This window comes from Phenylobacterium sp., assembly GCF_020402505.1.
Lineage (GTDB): Bacteria > Pseudomonadota > Alphaproteobacteria > Caulobacterales > Caulobacteraceae > Phenylobacterium.
Genome location: NZ_JADBZL010000067.1, coordinates 1 through 16,837, shown reverse-complemented (window position 1 = coordinate 16,837; position 16,837 = coordinate 1). Strand labels below are relative to the sequence as shown.

12 protein-coding genes are annotated in these 16,837 nt (G+C 68.7%); 4 read left to right on the top strand and 8 right to left on the bottom strand.

The window, feature by feature from the left end:
- Positions 1-69: 69 nt before the first annotated feature.
- Genes guaA through IM632_RS05545 form a run of 6 tightly spaced genes read right to left on the bottom strand, consistent with a single transcriptional unit; the run spans position 70 to position 6,627 of the window.
- Positions 70-1,632 carry a glutamine-hydrolyzing GMP synthase gene (guaA, locus tag IM632_RS05570; RefSeq protein ID WP_296480705.1) on the bottom strand — a complete coding sequence of 521 codons (1,563 nt, stop codon included), beginning with the start codon at positions 1,630-1,632 and terminating at the stop codon, positions 70-72.
- Complete coding sequence (locus IM632_RS05565) at positions 1,629-2,921, bottom strand: RsmB/NOP family class I SAM-dependent RNA methyltransferase (protein WP_296480702.1); 1,293 nt, start codon at positions 2,919-2,921, stop codon at positions 1,629-1,631. The genes guaA and IM632_RS05565 overlap by 4 nt, the downstream gene beginning before the upstream one ends.
- Positions 2,914-3,312 carry an MAPEG family protein gene (locus tag IM632_RS05560; RefSeq protein WP_293513057.1) on the bottom strand — a complete coding sequence of 133 codons (399 nt, stop codon included), beginning with the start codon at positions 3,310-3,312 and terminating at the stop codon, positions 2,914-2,916. Before IM632_RS05560 ends, IM632_RS05565 begins: the two co-directional genes overlap by 8 nt.
- A 2-nt stretch (positions 3,313-3,314) precedes the next feature.
- Complete coding sequence (gene guaB / locus IM632_RS05555; RefSeq protein WP_296480699.1) at positions 3,315-4,775, bottom strand: IMP dehydrogenase; 1,461 nt, start codon at positions 4,773-4,775, stop codon at positions 3,315-3,317.
- Between the two features lie 33 nt (positions 4,776-4,808).
- Entirely contained in the window at positions 4,809-5,543 is a 735-nt protein-coding gene (locus IM632_RS05550; RefSeq protein WP_296480696.1) for an RlmE family RNA methyltransferase, read from the bottom strand.
- Positions 5,536-6,627 carry a Ppx/GppA phosphatase family protein gene (locus IM632_RS05545; protein WP_296480692.1) on the bottom strand — a complete coding sequence of 364 codons (1,092 nt, stop codon included), beginning with the start codon at positions 6,625-6,627 and terminating at the stop codon, positions 5,536-5,538. The genes IM632_RS05550 and IM632_RS05545 overlap by 8 nt, the downstream gene beginning before the upstream one ends.
- A 147-nt stretch (positions 6,628-6,774) precedes the next feature.
- Here IM632_RS05545 and hspQ point away from each other — a divergent pair, with 147 nt between their 5' ends.
- Positions 6,775-7,149, top strand: coding sequence for a heat shock protein HspQ (gene hspQ / locus IM632_RS05540; RefSeq protein WP_293544013.1), 375 nt, complete (start codon positions 6,775-6,777; stop codon positions 7,147-7,149).
- An 8-nt stretch (positions 7,150-7,157) separates the two neighbouring features.
- Here hspQ and IM632_RS05535 read toward each other — a convergent pair whose 3' ends face one another.
- Both IM632_RS05535 and IM632_RS05530 read right to left on the bottom strand, forming a co-directional pair.
- Positions 7,158-11,243, bottom strand: coding sequence for a translocation/assembly module TamB domain-containing protein (locus IM632_RS05535; RefSeq protein WP_296498094.1), 4,086 nt, complete (start codon positions 11,241-11,243; stop codon positions 7,158-7,160).
- 71 nt (positions 11,244-11,314) lie between these two features.
- Positions 11,315-13,099: an autotransporter assembly complex family protein gene (locus tag IM632_RS05530; protein WP_296480687.1), complete on the bottom strand. Its 1,785-nt coding sequence runs from the start codon at positions 13,097-13,099 to the stop codon at positions 11,315-11,317.
- Between the two features lie 282 nt (positions 13,100-13,381).
- Between IM632_RS05530 and IM632_RS05525 the strand changes: the two genes are divergently transcribed.
- Genes IM632_RS05525 through IM632_RS05515 form a run of 3 tightly spaced genes read left to right on the top strand, consistent with a single transcriptional unit; the run spans position 13,382 to position 16,727 of the window.
- On the top strand, positions 13,382-14,797 hold the full coding sequence (locus IM632_RS05525) for a circularly permuted type 2 ATP-grasp protein (protein ID WP_363278787.1): 1,416 nt from the start codon (positions 13,382-13,384) through the stop codon (positions 14,795-14,797).
- Positions 14,794-15,738, top strand: coding sequence for an alpha-E domain-containing protein (locus IM632_RS05520; RefSeq protein WP_296480684.1), 945 nt, complete (start codon positions 14,794-14,796; stop codon positions 15,736-15,738). The genes IM632_RS05525 and IM632_RS05520 overlap by 4 nt, the downstream gene beginning before the upstream one ends.
- 8 nt (positions 15,739-15,746) lie before the next feature.
- A complete protein-coding gene (locus IM632_RS05515; RefSeq protein ID WP_296552084.1) occupies positions 15,747-16,727 on the top strand; it encodes a transglutaminase family protein in 981 nt (326 codons plus the stop codon).
- Positions 16,728-16,837: the final 110 nt, after the last annotated feature.

Below are 16,837 nucleotides of genomic sequence, written 5' to 3'. Positions count from 1 at the left end.
TTATATAATAATTTCAGACTGTTAGGTCGAATTATAGCGTAGTGCCGGATACCCTGGGATGGCCCTGAATCATTCCCACTCGATCGTCCCCGGCGGCTTGGACGTCACGTCATAGACCACGCGGTTGACCCCCCTCACCTCGTTGATGATCCGGGTCGCGCAGCGGCCGAGGACCTCCCAGGGGAATTCGAAGAAGTCGGCGGTCATGCCGTCGGTGGAGGTCACGGCGCGCAGGGCCAGGACGTCCTCGTAGGTGCGGGCGTCGCCCATGACGCCGACAGTCTTCACGGGCAGGAGTACGGCGAAGGCCTGCCAGATGCTGTCGTAGAGGCCAGCCTTGCGGATCTCCTCCAGGTAGATGGCGTCGGCCCTCTGGAGGACGGACACCTTCTCTGGCGTGATCTCGCCGGGGATACGAATGGCGAGGCCCGGTCCCGGGAAGGGATGGCGCCCGACGAACTGAGGCGGCAGACCCAGCTCCACGCCCAGGGCGCGGACCTCGTCCTTGAAGAGTTCGCGCAGGGGCTCGACCAGCTTCAGCTTCATGTAGTCCGGCAGGCCGCCGACATTGTGGTGGCTCTTGATCACCGCCGAGGGCCCGCCCCGGGCGGAGACGCTTTCGATCACGTCCGGATAGAGGGTGCCCTGGGCCAGGAAGGCGGCGCCCTCGATCTTCGCCGCCTCGCGGTCGAAGACGTCGACGAACAGCCTGCCGATGGTCTTGCGCTTGGTCTCCGGGTCGGTGACGCCCTTCAGCTCACCTAGGAAAAGTTCTCCTGCATCAACGTGTACCAGCGGAATATTGTAGTGGTCGCGGAACATGGTCACGACCTGCTCGGCCTCGTTGAGCCGCAGGAGCCCGGTGTCCACGAAGACGCAGGTCAGCTGGTCGCCGATGGCCTCGTGGATCAGGACGGCGGCGACGGAGGAGTCCACCCCGCCGGACAGGCCGCAGATCACCCTGCCCTCGCCCACCTGCTCGCGGATGCGCGCCACCGCCTCCTGGCGGAAGGAAGCCATGGTCCAGTCCCCGGACAGGCCGGCGATGCGGTGGGTGAAGTTGCGCAGGATCAGGGCGCCCCGCGGCGTGTGGGCCACCTCCGGGTGGAACTGGACGCCATAGAAGCGCCGGCCCTCGTCGGCGATCACGGCGAACGGGCTGCCCTCGGAGGAGGCGACCACCTCGAAACCCGGCGGGATGGCGGTGACCTTGTCGCCATGGCTCATCCAGACGACCTCACGGTCGCCGACATCGCCAAGGCCGAACAGCAGAGGGGACTCCCGCTCGATGCGGATCTCGGCCCGGCCGAATTCGCGGTCATGCCCGCCCTCGACCCGTCCGCCCAGCTGGGCGCAGAGGGTCATCTCGCCATAGCAGATGCCCAGGACCGGAACGCCCAGCTCGAAGACCCGGGGCGTGACCGAGGGGCTGTCGTCCTCGTGCACGCTGGCCGGGCCTCCGGACAGGATCACCGCCTTCGGCGCGAAGGCGTCCAGCATGGGTTCGATGCGGTCGTAGGGGTGGATCTCGCAATAGACCCCGCTCTCGCGAAGCCGCCGGGCGATCAGCTGGGTCACCTGACTGCCGAAGTCGACGATCAGGACGCGTTCATGGACGGGGGCGGCGGTCATGCTTGAGTCCTTCCATCGGCCCGGGCCAGGACGGCGACGAAGAATCCGTCGGTGTCCGAGGACGCAGGGGTCAGCCGGAGATAGCCCTCCGCCGTCAGGCGGGGAAGCCAGTGCGGGTCGTCCGTGGCGGGCAGAACGCGAAAATCCCGATGCCGGCCCAGGAAGGCGGCGACCCGGTCCTCGTTCTCCTCGGCCAGGACCGAGCAGGTGACATAGACCAGCCGCCCGCCGGGTCGGACAAAGGCGACCCCGGCGTCCAGGACAGAATCCTGGTCAGCCTGGCGACGGGCCAGGGCGTCAGGCGTCAGCCGCCACTTGGTGTCCGGGTGCCGGCGCCAGGCGCCCGACCCGGAACAGGGAGCGTCGATGAAGACCAGGTCCATCCGCCCTTCCAGGTCCTTGAGGGGATCCGGGCGCAGAGGCGTGCGGACCTGCAGGTTGCGCACCCCGGCCCGCTCGGCCCGGCGCACGGTGTCGGCGAGGCGGCGGGCGTCGGAATCGTAGGCGTAGATCTGGCCGGTCGATCCCATGGCGGCGGCGAGGGCCAGGGTCTTGCCACCGCCCCCGGCGCAGAGGTCGAGGACCTGGAGCCCCTTCACCTCCCCGGCGCAGGCGGCGGCGAGCTGGGAGCCGGCGTCCTGGACCTCCATCCAGCCCTTCACGAACTCCGGCAGACTCTCGACCGACGGGGTGCGTTCCGCCGCGACGGGAGGATCGATCCGCAGGGCCAGGGGCAGGCCCGACACGGGATGGGCGCCGAGGGGCCCGGCGGCCTTCAGCGCCCGAGCCGGGTCGCTCTTCAGGGTGTTGACCCGCAGGTCGACCGGGGCCCGGCGGGCCAGCGCATCGCCCTCCAGCCGGATCCGGTCACCGAAGACACGCGCGAAGGACGGGGCGAGCCAGTCCGGCACGTCGGCGGCGACCGCGTCAGGGGCGCCGGAGAGGTCCAGGGGGGCCGAAAGCCGCCCACATTCCCCCGGGTTCAGCGCGCCGGGCCCGTGCGGCGCCTCGGCGAACGCAGCCGCGATCCGGTCGGGAGGCCAGTTCCAGTGCAGGGCCAGCACGCCCAGAATGGCGCCCCTCGGGCTGTCCTCGTCCAAGCGCCAGGCGGCGGAGCGGCGGCGGCGCAGGGCGTCCAGGACGAGGCCGGCGACAAAGGCTCGGTCCCCGGAACCGGCATACCTGGCTCCATCGCTCCAGGCCTTCAGGGCCAGTCGTGCGGGACGGCGCGCGGTCTCGATCTCGGTCAGGACGCGGATGGCCGCCTCGATGCGACCGCCGTCACGCAAGGAACAGCGCCGCGACCACCATGCCCACACCCACCAGGGCGAGGGTCCAGACCAGGCTGCGGACCATATAGGTTCCGGCGGCGTAGATGGGCGCATAGAGTGCCCGGCACACCACATAGAGGGCCGCGCCCCACAGGCTGAGCGGACCGGTCTTGCCAGCGATCACAACAGCCAGGACCGCCGCCGCAAAGAGCGGGAAGGTCTCCATGAAGTTGCGGAACGCCCTGTCCAGCCTCGCCGCGACGCCGGTGATGGGCATGGCTTCATCCCGGGCGCCAGCCGCCCACTTCAGATCCTGCTGGCGGCGTGCGGCGGCGGCGGACCACATCAGCTGGACGAGGCCGATCACAACGGCGGCGCCCAGCAGCAGGAGTTCGGGTTCAGCGACCATGTTCACATCGGGCTCGTATAGTTGGGGGCTTCACGGGTCATCATGACGTCGTGGACGTGGCTCTCGCGAAGGCCCGCCCCGGTGATCCGGATGAACCTCGCCTTGGATCGGAAGCTCTCAAGGTCTGCAGCGCCCACATAGCCCATGGCCGCTCGCAATCCCCCGACCATCTGGTGGAGGACGCCGCCAATGGGCCCCTTGTAGGCGACCTGTCCCTCGATGCCCTCGGGGACCAGCTTCAGGGCCGAGACCTCCTTCTGGAAGTATCGGTCGGCCGAGCCGTTGGCCATGGCGCCCAGGGACCCCATACCGCGATAGGCCTTGTAGGAACGCCCCTGGTACAGGAAGACCTCGCCCGGCGCCTCATCCGTGCCGGCGAAGGCCGAGCCCATCATGGCCGCATGGGCGCCCATGGCGAGGGCCTTGGCGAAATCGCCGGAGTACTTGATCCCGCCATCAGCGATGACCGGAACCCCGGTGTCCCGCGCGGCGCGCGCCGCATCGGCGATGGCTGTCAGTTGAGGCACCCCCACGCCGGCCACGATGCGGGTCGTGCAGATGGAGCCCGGCCCGATCCCCACCTTCACGGCGTCGGCGCCCGCGTCGATCAGGGCCCGGGTCCCGTCGTAAGTAGCGACGTTTCCGGCGACGATCTGGACCTGGTTCGCCTCACGGCGAAGCCTGGCGACCGCGCGGATGACATCCGCATTGTGGCCGTGGGCGGTATCGATCACCACGACGTCCGCCCCGGCCTCGACCAGGGCCATGGAGCGCTCGAAGCCGCCGTCGCCCACGGTGGAGGCGGCCCCGACCAAAAGGCGGCCCTGGGCGTCCTTGGCCGCGGAGGGATGGGCCTGGGCCTTCTCCATGTCCTTGACTGTGATCAGGCCGACCGCCCGGTTGTCCTCGTCCACGACGATGAGGCGCTCGATCTTGTGGCGGCGGAGAAGATTGCGCGCCTCCTCCTGGGTGCAGCCTTCGCGCACCGTAATGAGGTTCTCGGAGGTCATCAGCGCCCGGGCCGGCACGTCGTCGCCGCTTTCGAAGCGCATATCCCGGTTGGTCAACATGCCCACCAGCCGGCCCGTTCCACGCTCCACGACCGGGAAACCGGAGATCCGGCGACGCGCCTTGATCTCGCGGACTTCCCGGAGCGTCGTTTCGGGATGAATGGTCATCGGATTGATGACCATGCCGCTTTCGTAGCGCTTGACCTCCCGGACCTGGTCGGCCTGCTCTTCCACGGTGAGGTTCCGGTGGAGAATGCCCATGCCGCCGGCCTGGGCCATGGCGATGGCCAGCCGGCTCTCGGTGACCGTGTCCATGGCGGACGAGACGATCGGGATGTTCAGGTTGATCTCGCGGGTAAACCGGGTGGTCGTGTCCACCTGTCCCGGCATCACTTCGGAGGCGCCGGGTTCGAGCAAAACGTCGTCGAAGGTGAGGCCTTCGCGAATCTCCATGAGACTCTCCATTTTGCGAGCCGCGTATAAGGCCTAGTGACCCCCGGGCGCAAGGCCGCCGGCGGGGCGTCCGCGGAAACCGGTGGCGACCAGGTAGGTTTCGGAAGAATCCGCCCGGCTGGCGGGCGGCTTGACGTTCCGGACCTGAGCGAAGCTGCGCTTGAGGCGGGTGATCACCTCGCTGATCTCGCCTCCCTGGAAGGCCTTGGCGACGAAGGCGCCGCCGGGAGTCAGGACGGTCTCGGCGAAGTCGACCGCGGCGTCGATCAGGCCCACGATCCGCAGATGGTCGGTCCGCCGGTGTCCCACCGTGTTGGGCGCCATGTCCGAGATGACGAGGTCAGGCGCGCCACCTAGCTGGGCGACCAGCAGGTCCCCGCAGGCGGGATCGGTGAAATCCATCTGCAGGAGGATCGCCGGCGGCAGGGGCTCTACCGGAAGCAGGTCGACCCCGACGATCTTTGTGACGCCCCGCTCGATTGCGACCTGCGTCCAGCCCCCGGGGGCGGCCCCCAGGTCGATGACCCTCTGGCCCGGCCTGAGCAGGCCGAAGCGGTCCGCGATGTCGGTCAGCTTGTAGGCCGCCCGGCTGCGGTATCCATGGGCGCGGGCCTTGGCGGACCAGGGGTCGTTGATCTGGCGGGACAGCCAGGCCTGGGACGAGGGTGTGCGCATCTTGGCGGTCTTCAGCCGGGCCGGCTTGCCGCGGCCCTCCTCTGTGCCGCCTGTAGGGGCGCGGACCATGCGCCTGCGGGGGGGATCAGCCATGGGTCGTCCTTCCCCCGCGGCCCCTAGGCCTGCGCCGTTGGCGGGCCGCCATCATCGACAGGAGCATGCCCTCGCGAAGTCCGCGGTCGGCCACCCTCACCCGCTCGCACGGCCAGAGCTCCTGGACGGCCTGGAGGATGGCGGCGCCGGCGAGGACGAGGTCCGCCCGATCCGGCCCGATGCAGGGCTGTGCCGCCCGCTCGGCCATGGTCATGCCGATCAGCCGGTCTGCGGAAGCCTCGCACTCGGCGCGCGTCATCCAGATACCGTCCACCCGGTTTCGGTCGTAGCGGGGCAGGTTCAGATGCAGGCCGGCCAGGCTGGTAATCGCCCCTGAGGTGCCAATGATGTGCGCACGGCCCGTATCGAAGGCGGGGCGAAGGCTATCGGCCCCGGTGAATCCTTCGAGCCGGCTTCGGAAGGCCTCGACCATGCGCCTGAACCAGACCTTGGGCGCATCCGCCCCTTCAGGAAACTGCTCGGCCAGGGTCACCACGCCGAGCGGGATCGATCGCCAGGCCCGGACCGGTGGCCGCCCGGGGGTCAGCCGGGCCGCGCGCGCCTGCCCGGAGAGGTCCACCCATGACAACTCTGTCGAGCCGCCGCCGACATCAACGACGAGGGCTGCATCGGCGGTCCGGTCCAGGAGGTTCAGGCAGCCCGCCACGGAAAGGTGCGCCTCCTCCTTGGGCGAGATCACCTCCAGGCGCAGACCGGTTTCCGCCGCCACCCGTTCCACAAACTCGGCCCCGTTTTGCGCCGAGCGGCAGGCCTGGGTGGCGATGGCCTTGAAGCGGGTGACCCCCCGTCGCCGGACCTTCTCCGCGCTGACTTTCAGTGCGGCCATCGCCCTGTCCATCGCCGCATCCGAGAGCCGACCCGTCTGCGACAGACCCTCCCCGAGCCGGACGATGCGGGAGTAAGCGTCCACGACCCGGAACCCCCGCCCCGCAGGCGCCGCGATCAGCAGCCGGCAATTGTTGGTGCCGAGGTCCAGAGCCCCGTAAAGCACCTTGCCGCCTGTTCCTGCGCCCTGTTCCCGGCCGTTTTGCGCGGCGCCGGGCGCGCTCGGCGCCTCTGACATGGACCCTGGTTCCAAACAGGCGCGACAACCCGTCCCGCCACTTCCGCTCCAGCCTATCCGAGAGGCTTCGCCCCCGGAAGGCGTCTTGCGGCCTAGCCGGTTTGAATTAGGTATAGGCGGTGGCTCTTTCGAGCCGGAGTCTGAGTGATGAATGTCCAGCGATCCCCCGGCGGCGGCCGGTCCGACCCTCCTGCGATCATCCGGGAGGCGAAATTCGCAATCGGCGATGTGGTGAAGCACCGGATCTTTCCCTTCCGGGGCGTGATCTTCGACGTGGATCCCACCTTCAACAACACCGAGGAGTGGTGGCTCTCGATCCCCGAGCACGTTCGCCCGCGGAAGGACCAGCCCTTTTACCACCTGTTGGCCGAGAACGAGGACAGCGCCTACGTCGCCTATGTCTCGGAGCAGAATCTGCTGGCCGACGAGACGGGAGAACCGGTCGGCCACCCCCAGACCCCTGAAATCTTCGAGGCCTTCGAGCCCGGCCGCTATCGCCTGCGTCCGCGGATCAGCAACTAGGCTGCGGATCAGTAATCCCGTCGCCAGCGAACCGAGAGGGTGTTTCCCCCCTGCCCCGCCAGCTTGGAGATCAGGCTGAGCGAGCGGCTGACATTCCACTCGACCTGGGCGGACCCGCCGTCCCGACCTCCTCCGCTGACGATCAGCAGTACGTTATCCGTCAGATACTTGCCGCCGGAAACTTCGAGTCCCTCGCCGTTTGATCCCCCGGCAAAGGTCAGGCGGTCCAGGCCTGCGAGCCCGCGGAGGTTGCCGATCACGTCGAGGGCGCCGCCGCCCGCCATGGAGGCGACCGCAGACGCCAGCTGGGCCGTTTCCACAGGTGAGAGCTGGGACGCCGAGCGGCCAAACAGGATCTGCGAAAAGATCTCATCGGTCGGCAGGGGCGGCGTCGAGGTCAGGGTGACTTCCGGGCGCGCGGCGGTGCCGCGAATCCGCACCACGGCCGTCAGGGCGGGATCCTCCCGCACCGCCGCGAGATCCAGACGGATTCTGGCTGGATCTTCCGAGAGATAGACCACGCCGGAGGGATCAATCTCGAAACGTTTGTCGGCGAAGGCGTAAGAACCCCTGACCACCCGGGCCAGTCCCGTGAGGCGGGGACGCGCCGTGGTCCCGGCGACGCGAGCATCAACGGACATCTCAAGGTCCAGGCCCTGGCCGCGGATGTAGACGGACTGCGGCGCCTTGAGGGTGACATCGAGGGCGACGGATGGACCGGAGCCGGTACGGCCCTCACGACGCCCCACCTCGACCGGCCGGTTGACCTCCGTGACCGCCAGCGGGGTTACGCCCGTCGGGGTCGGCGCCGCCGCCGTGACGTCGGCCCTGTTGATGGTCAGGCCGCCTTTCAGGGTGACGCGACCGTCCGCCGCCCGGGTCATGGAGGCCTGGCCGGACGCGATGGCGGTGGCGAGCTCGTTGTCGATGACCCGAAAGTTCAGGAGGTCCAGCCGGAACGAACTGGCCGAGCCCTCCTGGAGGGAGATGATCCCTGAGCCCGACAGCGTGCCGCCCTGGCCGTCGGCCCCGGTGGCGCGGTCAATTCGGATCGCCGACTCGGAAAGACGGGACCGCACAATGACATTCTTGAGCACCAGCCCGGTCGAGGCGTCGGCGAAGGCGCCATTTTCGATCTCGGCTTCGCCGTCCGCTCTCGGCGAGGCCAGGGTTCCCCCCAGGGTTCCTCGCACCTGCACCACCCCGCTGAGCGACTGATCGCCGCCCACGAACAGGTCCCAAAGGGGCTTCACCTCACCGTTCGCCTGAACCCGTCCGCGAAGGGGCCGCTCCCGGTCGGGAACGATGCGGAAGTCCGCAAGGCGGGTGTTCACCGGGGCGGTCAGCTCACCGTCCGCAGTCATTCCCTGCGGCGTGCCCAGGTCCGCCGCGACGCGAAGTTCTTCGTCGGCGAGGGTCGCCCGGAAGCGGCCATTGAGACCCAGGGCGACGTCGCTGTCACGGGCGCGGACCGCCTCCAGACGGCCCGAGCTGGACCCGATGAGACGGGCGCCCTGCCCTTCAATCCTAAAGTCCGCGTCAAGACGGCCGGCAAGATCCGGATTGACGAAGCTTGCGGGAACATCATCGAGCCGGCCCGTGACCAGGGCGCTGGTCCTGTTCAGGTCAAGGTCAAGGGAAGCCGCGCCCCCTGGGTCCAGGCTGACGCGAAGCCTCGCGCGCCGCGTTTCTCCGTCAAGTTCAAGGCGCGCGGTCTCTGTGGTCCTGACCCGGCGTCCCGCCGCCTCCCCTCCGCCGTCGAAGCCGATCCTCCAGACCCCGCCAGAACGCTCGGCAAGACCCCTTCCATCGACGTTCCAGTCCCCGCCCGTCGTCTGGCCATTGGCGCGGACGGAAAAGGGAAGCCGCTCAAGAGGCCCTTCGCCGGTCAGGCGTCCTTCGGTCACCGACAGCGTCTCACCTGGAGACAGTGCGTTCCGCGCGGACAGGTCCGCGTCGACCCAGAGGCCGGAACCTTGTCGGTCCTTGAGCCTGAGGACACCGGTCACGGTCCCCTCCGCCAGGAAGGCTCCGCGCGACAGGCCAACGGAGAGGTCGGCCTGCGAGGCGCCCTTTGCGCCAAGGGCGGCTTCCCCCCGCACCTGAAGCCCGCCGCCGTCCAACCGGATTTCGCTCAGCCGCACCCCGCCCCTCGGGAAGGCGAACGCAGCACTTGCGGACGCAGGCCCGTAGGGACTCTGAGCCTTGATGTCGACCGCGCCGCCGTCAGGGGACCAGTTCAGCTCAAGTCTGGCCTGGGTGAGCTTGAGGCCCGGCAGGTCGATGGCGTCGAACCCTGCCTCCATGCGCACCTCTGGCGTCGAAACACGACCGCCGACACGGCCGGTTCCCGAGGCCTTCCCCGCGATCTCGACCGGCCCCGCCGCGAAGGGACCCGAAGCCGACCAATCGAAGGCAAGATCCAGTACCCCCGACGCCAGGGCGCCGCCTCGAGCGTTGGCCTTGATGGCTTCGCCCTGCACGGAAACGCGCTCAAATCTCAGATCGCCGTCCTTGAAGTCGAAACGGGCGTCCAGGGTGGGGCGCAGCCCGAGCAGCCTGTCGGCCTCGACGCGCCCGGTTCGCAGGCCCTCGCCACGCGCGGTGACGGAGACCTCCCAGGGCGCCTGTGAACCCGCTGCACGAGCGCTCCAGCGGCCAGACAGACCACCGGAAGCGCCGGGCAGGCCGGCGTCGAGGCGGGTGACGACGGCGTCTCCGGAGAAGGACAACCCTCCGAGAAGGCCGCGGGACCCGGTCCCGGTGACCCGGAAGCCCGCGCCGACCGCCTTGAGGTCCTCGATGAGGATGGCCCCGTCCGCAAGCCTCGACGCCTTCAGGTCAAGTGTCGGGGCCTGACCGAGGAGGGATGCCGGAAGGCCATCCCCGCGTCCGCCGACGCCGCGCACCCCAAACTGGAGATCAAGGCGTCCCTTTCGGGTCTCCAGACGGACGGGACCCGCCACCTCTGCGAGCTCATAGCCCTCGGCCCGGATCGCCTCGACCCGGGTCTCTCCGCCGAACCGCCAAGCCTCCGGCTGGCCCTCGACCCTTCCCGCGACGCGAAGGGCTCCCACCTCGCCGCCGCCGATCAGCCGGGCCAGGGAGGGCGCTGTGAGCAGAATCTCAAGGCCGCCCTGCCCGGTGCGCATCCCCTCCAGGTCGATCGGCCCGCGGATCGAGGCCCTTGCAGCTTCGGCGAGGATGGTCAGGTCGATGACATACGCTCCCCTATCGCCACGCTTGCCCTTGGCCACGCCTGCAAGGCGCACCTGCCCGCCAAGTCGCTCGGCAAGGGGGCGCGTCAAAGTCGACGCCGACAGGTCGACGAGGCCGGTCAGCGACCCGCCCTCTGGCGTCCATCCTCCGTTGACGGCCACGGGCCGGGCTTCACCGGAGCGAAGGTCCGCACGAACCTGGCCCCTCTCCACCCGACCATCCGCCGCCACAGTCAGCCTGAAGGGCTTGTCCGCCGCCACGCCGACGGTCCCGGCCAGGGCGCCGCCCATGGACTCCAGGGCTTCGGCCCTAACCCGCAGGGGGCGATCCGGACCGAAATCGAAATCCAGATTTGCGTAGTCGCCCGCGTGCAGCAGGCTGTTCACGACAAACCGCGCCGACTGGCCCCCATCATTCCGACGCGCCTGGAGGCTCCCGCCCGCCCGGAAGGCCCCGCGCCTGACGCTGAAGGCCGGTTCGGTCTCGATGACCGCGGTCAGGCCCCGCAGGGTGAGGGTCACCGGCAGGGGGCGGTGAGGTTCCGGCGGCTCCAGCCTCGGGCGGCGGAGGATACGAATCTTGTCCGCTGACGCACGCTCGACCCGTACCTCACGCCCCGCGAGGCGAAGGGGCCGCCAGTCCAGGTTCAGGCCCTGGGCTTCGAGCCAGACGCCTTGGTCATCCCGGATCGCCAGGCGGCGGACCGTGAACGCCCCCAAGGGATCGCCGGCCAGCCCCTGGACCTCAAGATGACCGACCGGCCCCACCCGCTGGCCGTCTGCGATAGACTCGATAAGGGCCAGGCCCTTCGGGCTGCGCAGGAAGAGCGGCGCGGCAAGCACAATCCCGGCCAGGAGGACAGCGACGCCGCCCAAGGCCAGCAGCGCGGCGCGGACGGCGCGGCTCCGGCGCCTCCGTCGTCCCGGAACGGGTTCAGTCGCCCCGGTCAAAAGCTCTGCCCGATGCTGACATAGATCTGGTAGCTCGGATCGTCGGACCGGCGGTTGAGGGGAAAGGCCAGGTCGAAGCGAATGGGACCGAAGCCGAGATTGTATCGGACGCCCAGCCCCACGCCGAGGTCGAGAGCGTCAAAGGCGGGCTCCTGCGACAAGCCGACCGAGCCCGCATCCACGAAGGCGACCAGACCCCATTGATCGGACAGGCGATGCCGCACCTCTCCGGAGACCTCCACAAGCGAGAGCCCGCCGACCGGCGTGTTGTCCGGCAGGTGCGGCCCTATGCCCTGGAAGACGTAGCCACGCACCGAACCGCCGCCGCCGGCATAAAACCGCCGCGACGCGGGTACGCCGCCCAGGGTCCCGCCAAGGATGGACCCCGTCTTGGCCCGGCCCGCCAGAACTGTACGTCGGTCGCCATCCAGGGGCAGGTAGGCGGACCCCTGAAGCGAGGCCTTGACATAGCTCAGCGTCACGGACCCCGTCAGGGCCGTAGGCTCGGCGCGCAGATCGACCCGCCAGCCCGCCTTGGGGTCCAGGACATTGTCGGTTTCGTCGATGGCCAGGGCGCCCAGCAGGGACCCGACCACTTGCTCGCGCCGGAGGAAGGCCGCAGCCGACGGCGATCTCTCCCGGGTCTGGATGTAGTCGAGCGCGGCGCCGACCGTGACATAGGCTACTTCCGACCGCTTGCGCTGGACATCGACGCGCACTTCCAGGCCGGTTTCATCGTAGGCGGAGGTCTCGCGCCGGAAGACCGCGGTGTAACCGTTCAGCGACTGCCTCAGGCGACGCCAGTGCGGCAGGGTGACCTCGACGCCCAGACGACTGTCGACGGTCGACAACCGCCCGAAGACCGCACTGGTGTCGGCCACCCCGAAGCGGTTGAAGTGTGTCCAGCGCATATCGGCGCCCAGCCCCTCGCTGCTGGCGTAGCTGGCGCCGGCCTCGAGTCGGTGGGGCTTCCGGTCCGTGAGGGTCACGACCACGGGTCTCAGGCCGCCGACCGGGACCTCTTCAATCGGCGCGAGGGCGACCGTGACCTGATCATAGGCGCCGGTCTCCACCAGGCTTCTCTCGAGGCTGGCGATGGAATCCGGATCATACCTCGCTCCCGAGGGCCAGGGGGCGAGACCCGCCAGCCAGTCGGACCGGGTGCCCCCGTCTGTCTCCAGGCGGATCGAGTCCAGCCGGACGGGCTGGCCCGCACTGATCCTGAAGGTGGGCCGAAGAGTCTGGTCTGCATGATCGACAACCACCTCCCGCGGACCAATGAAGGCGTCGGCATAGCCCGCCTTCTGGATCGCCGAGAGAACTCTCGCCTCGGCAGAGACGACGTCTATCGCCCGGGCGGGCTGACCGGGGGCGATCTGAAGCTGGTCGCTTCCCAGCGTCTGGACCGAAGACTCCGGGGCGGGGTCGATCCAGTCGATCCGGACGTCGGCGATGCGGAATCGGGGGCCGACCGTAACGTCTACGTAGGGTTCGGCGACGATCGCCTCGGAGATCCCCGGCTGAACGCGGAAGGCATAGTAGCCCTCGGAGCGCAGAACGGCGGCGGCCTCTTCCGCCGCAGCGTTCGCCCTCTGCCGGGCGTCGAACCGATTTCGCGAAGGGCGTTCGGCTGCGCCCACCGCCGTCTCGATACGGGTCCTGAGGTCCGCCGGAAGGTCGCCGCGGATTTGGGCGCGCAACTGCGGGGCCGCCAACGCAGGATAGGCCGCCAGCAGCGCGAGCCCGGTCAGCCCCGCCAGGTACAGTCGCGACCCCGTCACGCATCATCTCCGATCAGGGGAGTCAGATACCCCGGCCCCAACCCCCCTGTCACCCGCAGAGGCGGGAGCGAGTCCGCCCATTTTCCGGGCAGACGCCCGGAAAACCGGCGCCGGGGAGTCTGATGGTCGCCAAGCCGGCCTGTCCGCTCTATTCAGGGCGCTGGATTTCTAGGCTTGTCTCCTCCGTATCCGGACGGAGGGGAGCACCGGGTGAGATACGCCTTGGCTGAGACGACGCCCATCGCCGGCGCGGGCGCACCTGCGCCCGCGCCGTATGACGAGATGATCGATCCCGCCGGGGACGTACGGCCGCACTATGCCGCCCTGGCGAGGCGCGTGGCCTCCCTTTCCGACGAGGACCTCGCTGAACGGCAACGCCTGCTGGAGCGGTTCTTTCTGCTCCAGGGCATCACCTTCACCGTCTACGGGGCCGAGAGCTCCACCGAACGGATCATTCCCACCGACCTCCTGCCCCGAATCATTCCGGCTGCGGAATGGGCGACCATTGAGGCCGGGCTGGTGCAGCGACTGCGGGCCCTGAACATGTTCCTGGCCGACATCTACAGCGACCAGAAAATCCTGATGGATGGAGTCGTCCCCCGGGAGCTGGTGCTGGGCGCCCCCTCCTACCGCCGGGAAATGCAGAACCTCTTTGTCCCGCACCAGGCCTACGCCAACGTCTGCGGCAGCGACCTCATCCGAAAGCCGGACGGTGGATTCGCCGTTCTGGAGGACAATCTCCGGGTGCCCTCGGGGGTGTCGTACATGCTGGCCAACCGCGAGGCGGCCAAGCGGACCTTCCCCGGCTCCTTCCGGATGGCGGGTGTGCGGCGGATCGAGCAGTACCCAGACCTCCTGCTCTCCACCCTCAGAAGCATGGCGGCTGACTGGCGGCCAAACCCGCAGGTCGTGGTGCTGACCCCGGGCGTCTACAACTCGGCTTACTTCGAGCACGCCTATCTCGCCCGGCTGATGGGCGTGCCCCTGGTCGAGGGTCGCGACCTCGTGACCCATGACAACATGGTCTACATGCGCACCACGGCGGGCCTTCGCCGGGTGGACGTGATCTACAGGCGGGTGGACGACGACTTCATCGACCCCCTCACCTTCCGGCGGGACTCGAGCCTCGGGGTGGCGGGCCTCTTCAACGCCTACCGGGGCGGGAACGTCGTGATCTGCAATGCGCCAGGCACCGGCGTTGCGGATGACAAGGCGGTCTACGCCTACGTACCGGAGATCATCAGCTACTACCTCGGCGAGGACGCCATCCTCCCGAACATCGAGACCTTCCTCTGCCGCGAGCCGTCACAGCTCTCCCACGTCCTGGCCAACCTGGACACGCTCGTGGTCAAGGCGGTGGGCGCCTCGGGGGGCTACGGGATGCTGGTGGGGCCCCACGCCAGCCGGGATGAACGGGAGCGTTTCGCCGAGGCGCTAAAGGCGGATCCCGACAACTACATCGCCCAGCCGACCATCCAGCTCTCCACCGCGCCTTGCCTCATCGACGGCGCCGTCGATCCGCGGCATGTGGACCTGAGACCCTTCATCCTCTCCGGCGACAAGATCCGGGTCACGCCGGGGGCCCTGACCCGGGTCGCCCTGAAGAAGGGCTCCCTGGTGGTCAACTCCAGCCAGGGCGGCGGCTCGAAGGACACCTGGGTCCTGGGCGAGGCCGAAGCTGCGGAGCCCCGGTCATGATGCTCGCCCGCGTCGCCGACAGTCTCTACTGGATCGGCCGTTATGTTGAGCGCGCCGAACACATGTGCCGCCTGGCGGATGTGCTCCTGAACGCCACCCTGGACCGGACGGAAAGCTCCGGCCAGGTCGCCCGAATGGTCATCTCCGCGGTCTCCGACGGAGAGCACCCCGAGGAGATCTCCCCCTGGGACGCGGCCCTGGCGATCACCATGGAGAGCGGGGACAGCGACTCCGTGACTGCGGCGCTGGCCAGGGCCCGGGAGAACGCCCGCCAGGTCCGGGACCAGCTCACGACCGAGACCTGGGAACGGCTGAACCTGATCTATCTCAGGGTGACCGGCGCCTCTGCACACCGGGAGTTCTCGGAAGCCCCCTCCCAGTTCCTTCATGACATCATCGCCGACCTTCACCTGTTCAAGGGCGCGGCCGACGCCACCATGAGCCATGGGGAGGGCTGGGGCTTCCTGCAGCTTGGGGTCTTCATAGAGCGAGCCCAGCTGACCGGCCGCCTTCTCCAGGCCGGCTTCGGCCGGAGCCTGGGCCGGCCCGTCACGGAGCATGCGGCCATGACCGCCCTGCTGCGCATGAGCTGCGCCCTTGAGCCCTATCTGCGCAAGCATACCGCCGATATCCAGCCCCGGCTGATCCGGCAGTTCCTGATGTTTGACGAAGACTTCCCGCGTTCCCTTCGCTTCGCCACCGCGCGGATCGAGGAACACCTCTCGGGGGTTGGCCGCAATGTCGATCTCGGAGGCGCCGCTGGCCCGGAGCGCCTCGCCGGGCGGCTGAAGGCCCGACTGCTTTACGCCGAGGCCGAGACCCTCACCGGGGAAGACTCGGATCTCCTGGTGGCTACGGTCCTGGAGGAATGCGCCCGCCTCCACGCCGGCATCTACGACACCTTTGTCGCCTACTCCCTGGAAATGCGGCTGCCCGCCTAGGAAACGCCATGCTTCTCGAGGTCCGACACGTCACCCGCTACCATTACGCCGCCCCGGTCCGGGAGAGCGTCATGGAGGTCTGGATGCAGCCCCAGAAGACGCCTCGCCAGCGCCTCGCCAGCTTCGACCTGGAACTGGAGCCGGCGGCGCAGGTCTTCTCGTACGCCGACCCCTTCGGCAACGCCGTCTACCACTTCGACGTCCCCCATCCCCACGATCAGCTGACCATCACGGCCCGGTCCGTCGTCGAGACCTCGGCTCCCGAGACCATCCCCGAGGCGCTGGATCTTGGCGAGTGGGACAGGCTGCGCAGCGACCGGGTCCTGGGCGAGAACTTCGACTTCCTTCAGCGACAGGGTTTCTGCATCGAAACTGACGCGCTTCGCGGATTCATGTCCGAACATGGCCTGGACCGCCTGCGGGATCGCGATCCCCTGACCGCAGTGCGCCGGCTTGCCGAAACCATCTACGACGCCTTCGACTACGAGCCGGGTGTGACCGACGCCGAAAGTCCCATCGATCTGGCGCTCTCGGCCCGCCGAGGTGTCTGCCAGGACTTCGCCCACATCATGATCACGATCTGCCGGAGCTGGGGAATCCCGGCTCGGTACGTCTCCGGCTACCTATTCACCGACCGGGAGGGCGGCGACCGGTCCGACCCGGACGCCTCCCACGCCTGGCTGGAGGTGTTTCTCCCGTCTACGCGTTGGATCGGCTTTGACCCCACCAACAATACCCTCGCTGGCGAGAGGCACATCTCGGCGGCGATCGGGCGCGATTATGCGGACGTTCCGCCCTCCCGTGGCGTCTACAAGGGCGAGGCCGAGAGCCAGCTCGCCGTCGGGGTCAACGTCCGCCGGTCCCGTGCGGTGACCGGCGAGCCCGAGTTCATCCGGCTCGCCAGTCCCAGCTTCGCCCGCGGCGGAGGTCGCAGGCGTCCAGGGTCAGGCGCCTTCCTCCTGGAGCGGCAGCAACAACAGCAACAGTAGGCGCCCGCTTCAAAATAGTTGCACTCACCGTGCCGATATCTCACTCTTGCCCACCAAGGGCAGGAGACACCGGACCATGGTCCAACAGCCGCAGGAGATCGTGACCCGCG